Source organism: Caballeronia sp. M23-90, from assembly GCF_053574605.1.
This window is the reverse complement of the sequence record NZ_JBSIPA010000369.1, coordinates 1-6707: the sequence shown is the minus strand read 5'-3', so window position 1 is coordinate 6707 and position 6707 is coordinate 1. Positions and strand designations below refer to the sequence as shown.

The following is a 6707-nucleotide window of genomic DNA, read 5'->3' as shown; positions in this document are numbered from 1 at the left end:
GAGAAACCTGTTTGCCTGCGCCGTTCAGCTTCCCAGCGGCATCGGCCTTCACCCAGTTGTGCAGCGTCTTCGGGCTGATGCCCAGTATCTTCGCCACCGCCGCCATGCTCTGGCCGCCGCGGACCATACGCACGGCCTCCAGCATGAATTCCTGCGTATATCGAGCTCTCGGATTACCCATCTTTCCTTCCTCCTTGCGTGAGTTTTACACACTCAGCAAGAGATCCATTTTTTGCGGGCAAGCTCATTATCGTACGGGAGGTCATTGGCGACGCTGGCCAAGTCCCGAGCTCCATCAGTCAGGACGACGACTTCATTTGGGTCCCCATATCCACTGTCTTCGAGGAACCGTGTCATTTCTTGATTCAATCGCTTGGTGCGCGGCATGGCGGAAGCCCACACTCTTGGCTGATTACCGGCTTGGCCTACAGCAGCAACGACGGCTGCGATCGACGATGGCCGGTTCCCGGCTTCTGCGCGATTTTCCTTTCCCGAACCCTTGCGATTGCAGAGTGCGCGACGGACATAACCGAAGTCAATGCCAAGCTCCGCAATCGGTTTTTCCGTGTCGCACCACCGACGCACCGGCCGTGCGTTCTGTATCAATTTTCCAATGGCCACGGTGTGGTTGCGGATGGTTACATGATTGTCGCGACCTGAGGTGGGTAGCAGAAGGTCCATGACGGCCTTGGCTTGCCGATAGGGCATCGTGGCGCCAAGCTCCGCGTGCAGCCATCTCAGGTCACCGGTGCTTGCCTCCGTCAGGTAGTTCTTGAGCGGAGAAACATATCTCGAGCCGTCAGCACCACAATTGCAGGCCTTCCATCGTTCGCGGCAATAGAAAACCTTTCCCAGCGCGGTCTTCAGCTCCGAGCAATGGCTATCGTGCAGGCGACGCTGTACGCCGCAGTCCACACAGGATCTACGCGACGCGCAAAAACGTTCGATCTGCTCGACAACGAACTCCTGCTGCACACAATTGAGCAATGACTTGCCTTCGGCGAGTGACAGTCCGATGTCTCCGGGTGTCTGGTCTTCGATGGGCCTGTGAAACCGCATGACATCAACCCGCTTCATCACACTTCCATCGCCGTTATCAAACTCAAGAACGATCGTGCATCGCATGGCGGCTCCTAGTCTCGTGGCTAGGGAAACGATACCCTTCCATGCGCCGGTCTCCCAGCCTTTTTAACGGCTTCCCTCAACATCAATGCCATTCGCCCGCCCGACTACGACGGCGGCTGGGGCTGGGGCTGGGGCGTACAGACGGCCGACGCGGGCGCGACACCGTTCCGTCAGGCGCAGGTCCAATACCTTGGCCTCGACGGCGAGGTGACGGCCGCCGCGCAGAACATTGCCGGACAAACCAGCGCCTCGCTCGATGTCACCGGCGCGATCGTCCTGATGGACCATAGTGTGCAGCCGTCACGCCGAATCGACGATGGTTTCGCGCTGGTGTCGACCGACGGCGTCGCGGGCATTCCGGTGCTGCACGAAAATCGCGTGATCGGCACGACTGACAGTGGCGGTCATCTGCTGATTCCGGATCTGAACGCCTATCAGCACAATCAGGTCAGCATCGACAGCATGAATTTGCCAGCCGATGCGCGGATCGCGACCACCGCGATGGATCTCGTGCCGCAGGCGCAATCGGGCGTGCTCGCACAGTTCGGCGTGACGCGTTATAGCGCCGCGTCGGTGATCCTGTACGGCCCCGACGGCCAAGTGCTTCCGCCCGGCGCGCGCGTCCATCACGAGGAAAGCGGCAAGGACACGATTGTCGGCTACGACGGCCTGACCTTCATCGACACGCTGCAGCACGACAACCATCTTGTGATTGACAGCGGCGCGCTACATTGCTGGGTGAATTTCGCTTATGTGCGTCCGCGCGACGGCTCGTTGCCGACGATTGGTCCACTGACGTGCCAACCACAAGGGGGGAAGGTGCGATGAAACGCATCATCTTTATCGCATTGACTTTCGCTCTGTTGCTGGGTCTTTCGGGCCGTGCGCAAGCACAAAGTTGTTCGGCGAGCGCGTCGGCAATCAGTTTCGGCTCGGTGAGCCCGATCAGCCAGAGTGCGGTCAGTACCACCGGCACAGTCACCGTGACGTGCACGTGGCCCGTGATCTCGCTCACGCCCACTGTTCGGGTGTGCCTGAATCTGGGCGGCACCAGTCCACGCAATCTGGTGAACGGCACGAACCAGATGCAGTACGACCTGTATCAGGCCGCGGCGCATTCGCTGGCGTGGGGTTCGATCTACTATGGCACCACACCGATTTCGCTCACGCTGAACAAACCCGGGGGTGGCACGACAGCGAGCACGCCGGTGACGATCTACGGCCAGATCACGGCCAACCAGCCCACGGTGCCGACCGTCGGCAACAGCAGCACGGCGTATAGCCAGACCTTCGGTGGCGGCACGACCTCGATCAATTACGGCTTTTATCTGATCGGGGCGCCGAGCTGCGCGTCGCTCACGGCAACTCAGGGCACGTTTGCCTTCAGCTCCACCGCCACGGTTGTCAACAACTGCAACATCAGTGCGACGAACCTTAACTTCGCCGCGACCGGCGTGCTGAAAACCGCGCTGAACGCTACCGGATCGATCACGGCGCAGTGCACTAACGGCGACGCCTACCGGATCGCTTTGAATGGTGGCGCCACGGGCAACGTCGCGGCACGGCAGATGGCACGCTCGGGAGGTGGTGGCACGGTGAACTACCAGTTGTACGTCGATTCCGCCCATACCAGTGCGTGGGGCGACGGCACCGTCGGAACCGCAATGGCAACCGGTACTGGTACGGGAAACCAACAGGTGCTAAACGTGTATGGCGTGGTGCCGGCGCAGACATCGCCGGTTCCGGGCAGTTACAGCGACACCATTACCGCCACGATCAGTTTCTGACGCAGTGTTGGGCCGGTGGTCCACCGGCTCAGAAGCTCACCATCCAGACCGGCTGTCGCGTGCCGGGAGCCGTGAATTGCATCGTTGAGAGCGTCTGTGTGGGCTCCAAGGGAACGACCGCGACCCGATACGGTTCGCCGTGCAGGCAGGCGACGCTGGGCTCGGCGCTGGACGAGGGATCGGCTCCCGAGTGGATCACGCAGCTTTGCTGGATCACCAGGCTGACCGAGATCGGCGCCTGTTCCGCCGACGATACGCCGGATGAAGACGCTTCCAGCAACACGAGTACCGCAACACTGGAGAATGTGGTTTTTCGTAGCATATGAAGTCGCGTTTCTGTGCCGCTGCCGTCCAGCGGCACAATTCGGGGACGCCTGATATGCGTCCGAAGCCCATGCCCTGAGTGGGGTATCGGCAAACTCAAGGGAAGACTTGAGCAGGCAGCTTCGATGCTGCGCCAGCGGAACGATTCATGCACGCATCGGGACTAAAAAATGGCCACCACTATCCGCCCTGGCAGCCTCATTCCCCGCTTTCCGCCCGCTATCGGTAGGCAAAAACCCGACATCGCCCTCGATCTTTGCGCGTTACTGCCGATATAACTGGTATTCCTCAATCTAACTAGCTCAACCCGAGATGACAACTCTTCATGACCCTTTCTGTCCTTGTCGCAGATGACTCCGCACTGGCGCGCAAGCTCCTCATCCATGCACTTCCCGAGGACTGGGACGTGGAAGTGTCGGAAGCCAAAAATGGGGCCGAGGCGTTGGACACGTATCACGCGGGCCGTGCGTCGGTCATGTTTCTCGATCTGACCATGCCGGTGATGACAGGCTGCAAGGTGCTCGACGAGCTGCATCGGCTCGATGCCAATGTTGTGGTGATCGTGGTTTCGGCGGACGTGCAGGTGGGCGCCAGGGATCGCGTGAAGGCGGCCGGCGCGCTGGCGTTCGTTGAGAAGCCGGTTTCGCGGGAAAAGCTCGAACCTATTCTCAGGGAGTACGGCCTGTATGCATGATGATGCCCCGTCCGCCGTCCCGCGCGAACTCCTGTCGGAAGACCAGCGCGACGCATTGCAGGAGATTGCCAACATCGGCATGGGTGCGGCGGGCGCAAAGCTTGCCGTCTTGCTGGATCGCTTTGTGGCGTTGTCGATTCCGCGTGTGGTCCTGGTCGAGCGAGACCAGATTCGCACGCAGGTCGAACTGATGCTTGGCGCGAATCGGCGTTTCACGGCATTCAGACAATCTTTTCGCTCGGACATTGCCGGCGAAGCCATGACCTTCTTCGACGACGACGGCACCGAAGAACTCTGCGAAGCCATTTACGGCCAATCGCACGCACAAGCGAACGCGAATGCGGGTGCGCCGTCGGAATGGCTGTTCGAGGTGGCGAACTTGCTAACCGGCGCGTGTCTTTCGGGCCTTCTCGAACAGCTTGGCCGCCTGCCCACGTTTTCCGTGCCGCGCGCGATTGGCATGTCGCTCTATGCCGAGGATATCGTCGATTTGCCCAAGCTCGATCTCGATCGCGCGTTGCTGCTCGACATCAACATGCGCATCGAGCACAGTGGCTTCAAAGTTCACCTGCTCGTGCTGATGGCAGACGGTTCCATTGAGCGACTGGGTGCCGCGCTCGACGATTTTCTTGCCACCCTTTTAGGGTGAGCGACGTGTTCCCCGACGCAGTAGCGCAGGCGCGACTCAACGAACTCGCATTGCAGCGTATGCCTTGCGGCGTGTTCTCCGTCGATCGTCAGCTGCGCGTGATGATGTGGAACGACTTCATGGCCGAACGCAGCGGCATTTCAGTGGAATGCGCGCTTGGCGAGCCATTGTTCGACCTGTTCTCCGGCTTGCCGGGCGATTGGCTAAGAAACAAGTTCGAGGCAGTCTTTCTGCTGAAGATCAGTACATTCACGTCGTGGGAGCATCGGCCGTATCTATTCCAGTTCACGCATGACCGGCCGATCACCGGCGGCATCGACTGGATGCAGCAGGACTGCACCTTCGTGCCGCTGACGGAAGGTGTGGACGTGATCGCCGTATGCGTCACCATCATCGACGTGACGGATCTCGCCATAGCACAGCGCGCTCGCGAGGAAGCCGTTAAAGCGTTGCGCGAGGTGTCAATCCGTGACGGATTGACGGGCCTGTTCAATCGACGCCACGCAGAGGAGCGGTTGTCGCACGAATTCGCTTGCCGGCAACGGCGGCCGATTGCCAGCTTCAGTGTGCTGCTACTCGACCTCGATCACTTCAAGCAGGTCAATGATTCATACGGTCACCCGGCAGGCGACGCCGTATTGAAAGCGGTGGCAGAGCGGGCGTCGCGTTGCCTGCGTCCCGATGACGTGCTGGGAAGGTTCGGCGGGGAGGAGTTTATTGTTGTGCTGCCGGGGACCGAACTCGTCGATGCGGCGGCGGTCGGTGAGCGGATTCGCCGCGCGATCGAGGCCGAGCCGGTGCGGCACGACGGACTGAACATTGTGGTAACGGCGAGCATCGGTGCCGCGCAGGTGCGCGAGGATGCAACGACGGCGAACGAAGTCGTGCGCGATGCCGACCGTGCGCTATACGAAGCGAAGGCCGCCGGGCGCAACCGGCTGGTAGTGGCATCGCCGGGCTTGCTGGACTGAGGCATTCGCGCAGAAGCGATGTGCAGTCGCATTCGGCAGACCTGTTGCGGTAAGGAAGCACGGGTGAGGTAAATCGATGGCTATCGACATCACCAAGCAACAACCGCCGACTCGCCGGCTGCATTGTCGGGCTTTGCGATGACTATCTACTAGTAGTGTTCCATTCTGTTTGGAACTTAAACGGCTATTTGCGCGAATTACCTTCTGCAGGATGTCGCGTGCGCTTTTGGTCCAGATGAACGGCTTGGGGTTGGTGTTGTGATGGGCGACGTACTCATCGATGGCGGCGACCAGTTCGGGCACGCTGGTGAACACGCCTCGGCGCAACCGCTCGGTGGTGATATCGCGGAAGAAGCGCTCAACCATGTTCAGCCACGACGCGGAGGTGGGCGTGAAGTGCATGTTGAAGCGCGGATGCTTGGCTAGCCAGGCCTGTACGGCCGGATGCTTGTGCGTGGCGTAGTTGTCCGCAATCAGATGGAGCGTCTTGTCCTTGGGCGTTTCGCGGTCGATTTGGCGCAGGAACTTCAGCCACTCGATGTGCGTGTGGCGCTGTTGGCATTGGCCGATGACTTGACCATCCAGCACGTTGAGCGCGGCAAACAGCGTGGTCGTACCATTGCGCTTGTAGTCGTGCGTCATGGTGGCCGCGCGCCCCTTCTTCAGCGGCAGCCCGGGCCGTCATCCGGCCGACGCGTTACGCGCTCGAATCATCCCAATTGCAGAGTGAGTACTACCAATGCTGGCAAGGCTTGAAAAAGCATTTCAATCCGGCGCAGTTCTGAATCCGCACAATGGAGATACTTATGTCACTGCTCAATGAATCGCACGACCCGACTCTCACCAGTTGGGTGGGACAGGCAAACCAGCCGGGGAGCGATTTCCCGATCCAGAATCTTCCGTTCGCGGTGTTTCGCCGCAAGGGCAGCGACGAGGCATTCCGCGGTGGCGTAGCTATTGGCGACCAGATCGTCGATCTCGGAGCAGCCGCAGGCAGCGGCGTTTTCTCGGGTGAGGCGGCCTCCGCTTTCTTGGCGTTCTTCAGGTTGGCATCGGCGGCGGCTTCGTTCGCCTTCGATTGCGACTCGGTCTTCTGCTTGTCGGCCTTGGCCTGCGCGACGTTCGCGTCTTTATCGGGCCGTGTTTTCATCGATGGA

General features: G+C 60.3%; 7 protein-coding genes and 4 pseudogenes. 7 read left to right on the top strand and 4 right to left on the bottom strand.

Annotated features, from left to right (window positions below):
* Window positions 1-181, bottom strand: a 181-nt coding sequence (locus ACRXB1_RS27040; protein WP_449491899.1) for a transposase, incomplete at its 3' end; no start/stop codon positions are given.
* Window positions 182-243: 62 nt separating this feature from the next.
* Window positions 244-1125, bottom strand: a pseudogene (locus tag ACRXB1_RS27035) (ISKra4-like element ISBusp5 family transposase); the annotation flags it as partial.
* A gap of 81 nt (window positions 1126-1206) precedes the next feature.
* Here ACRXB1_RS27035 and ACRXB1_RS27030 point away from each other — a divergent pair.
* Window positions 1207-1953, top strand: coding sequence for a fimbria/pilus outer membrane usher protein (locus ACRXB1_RS27030; protein ID WP_449493774.1), 747 nt, complete (start codon window positions 1207-1209; stop codon window positions 1951-1953).
* Window positions 1950-2912 (top strand): Csu type fimbrial protein, encoded by a 963-nt coding sequence (locus tag ACRXB1_RS27025; RefSeq protein WP_449493773.1) that lies wholly within the window; start codon window positions 1950-1952, stop codon window positions 2910-2912. Before ACRXB1_RS27030 ends, ACRXB1_RS27025 begins: the two co-directional genes overlap by 4 nt.
* Before the next feature lie 28 nt (window positions 2913-2940).
* Here ACRXB1_RS27025 and ACRXB1_RS27020 read toward each other — a convergent pair whose 3' ends face one another.
* The gene (locus tag ACRXB1_RS27020) at window positions 2941-3234 is read right to left on the bottom strand and encodes a hypothetical protein (RefSeq protein ID WP_449493772.1); all 294 of its coding nucleotides are present in this window, start codon (window positions 3232-3234) and stop codon (window positions 2941-2943) included.
* A 327-nt stretch (window positions 3235-3561) separates the two neighbouring features.
* On the opposite strand from ACRXB1_RS27020, the gene ACRXB1_RS27015 reads away from it, so the two are divergent.
* From ACRXB1_RS27015 to ACRXB1_RS27005, 3 genes are read left to right on the top strand one after another with little or no spacing between them, the layout of a single operon-like run.
* Entirely contained in the window at window positions 3562-3930 is a 369-nt protein-coding gene (locus ACRXB1_RS27015) for a response regulator (protein ID WP_449493771.1), read from the top strand.
* Window positions 3923-4579: a chemotaxis protein CheC gene (locus ACRXB1_RS27010; RefSeq protein ID WP_449493770.1), complete on the top strand. Its 657-nt coding sequence runs from the start codon at window positions 3923-3925 to the stop codon at window positions 4577-4579. Before ACRXB1_RS27015 ends, ACRXB1_RS27010 begins: the two co-directional genes overlap by 8 nt.
* Window positions 4580-4584: 5 nt before the next feature.
* Complete coding sequence (locus ACRXB1_RS27005; RefSeq protein WP_449493769.1) at window positions 4585-5550, top strand: diguanylate cyclase; 966 nt, start codon at window positions 4585-4587, stop codon at window positions 5548-5550.
* 177 nt (window positions 5551-5727) lie between these two features.
* Here the strand turns inward: ACRXB1_RS27005 and ACRXB1_RS27000 are convergent.
* Window positions 5728-6231 (bottom strand): annotated as a pseudogene (locus ACRXB1_RS27000) (IS630 family transposase); the annotation flags it as partial.
* Between ACRXB1_RS27000 and ACRXB1_RS26995 the strand changes: the two are divergent.
* Window positions 6225-6335: pseudogene (locus ACRXB1_RS26995) on the top strand (homogentisate 1,2-dioxygenase domain-containing protein); the annotation flags it as partial. The pseudogenes ACRXB1_RS27000 and ACRXB1_RS26995 sit on opposite strands and share 7 nt — an antisense overlap.
* A 21-nt stretch (window positions 6336-6356) precedes the next feature.
* A pseudogene (locus ACRXB1_RS26990) lies at window positions 6357-6707 on the top strand (hypothetical protein); the annotation flags it as partial.

What these genes read in the sequence shown, in the direction of transcription:
- ACRXB1_RS27025 (WP_449493773.1), top strand. Translation starts at nt 1,950, where the DNA reads ATGAAACGCATCATCTTTATCGCATTGACTTTCGCTCTGTTGCTGGGT.
- ACRXB1_RS27020 (WP_449493772.1), bottom strand. Translation starts at nt 3,234, where the DNA reads ATGCTACGAAAAACCACATTCTCCAGTGTTGCGGTACTCGTGTTGCTG.
- ACRXB1_RS27015 (WP_449493771.1), top strand. Translation starts at nt 3,562, where the DNA reads ATGACCCTTTCTGTCCTTGTCGCAGATGACTCCGCACTGGCGCGCAAG.
- ACRXB1_RS27010 (WP_449493770.1), top strand. Translation starts at nt 3,923, where the DNA reads ATGCATGATGATGCCCCGTCCGCCGTCCCGCGCGAACTCCTGTCGGAA.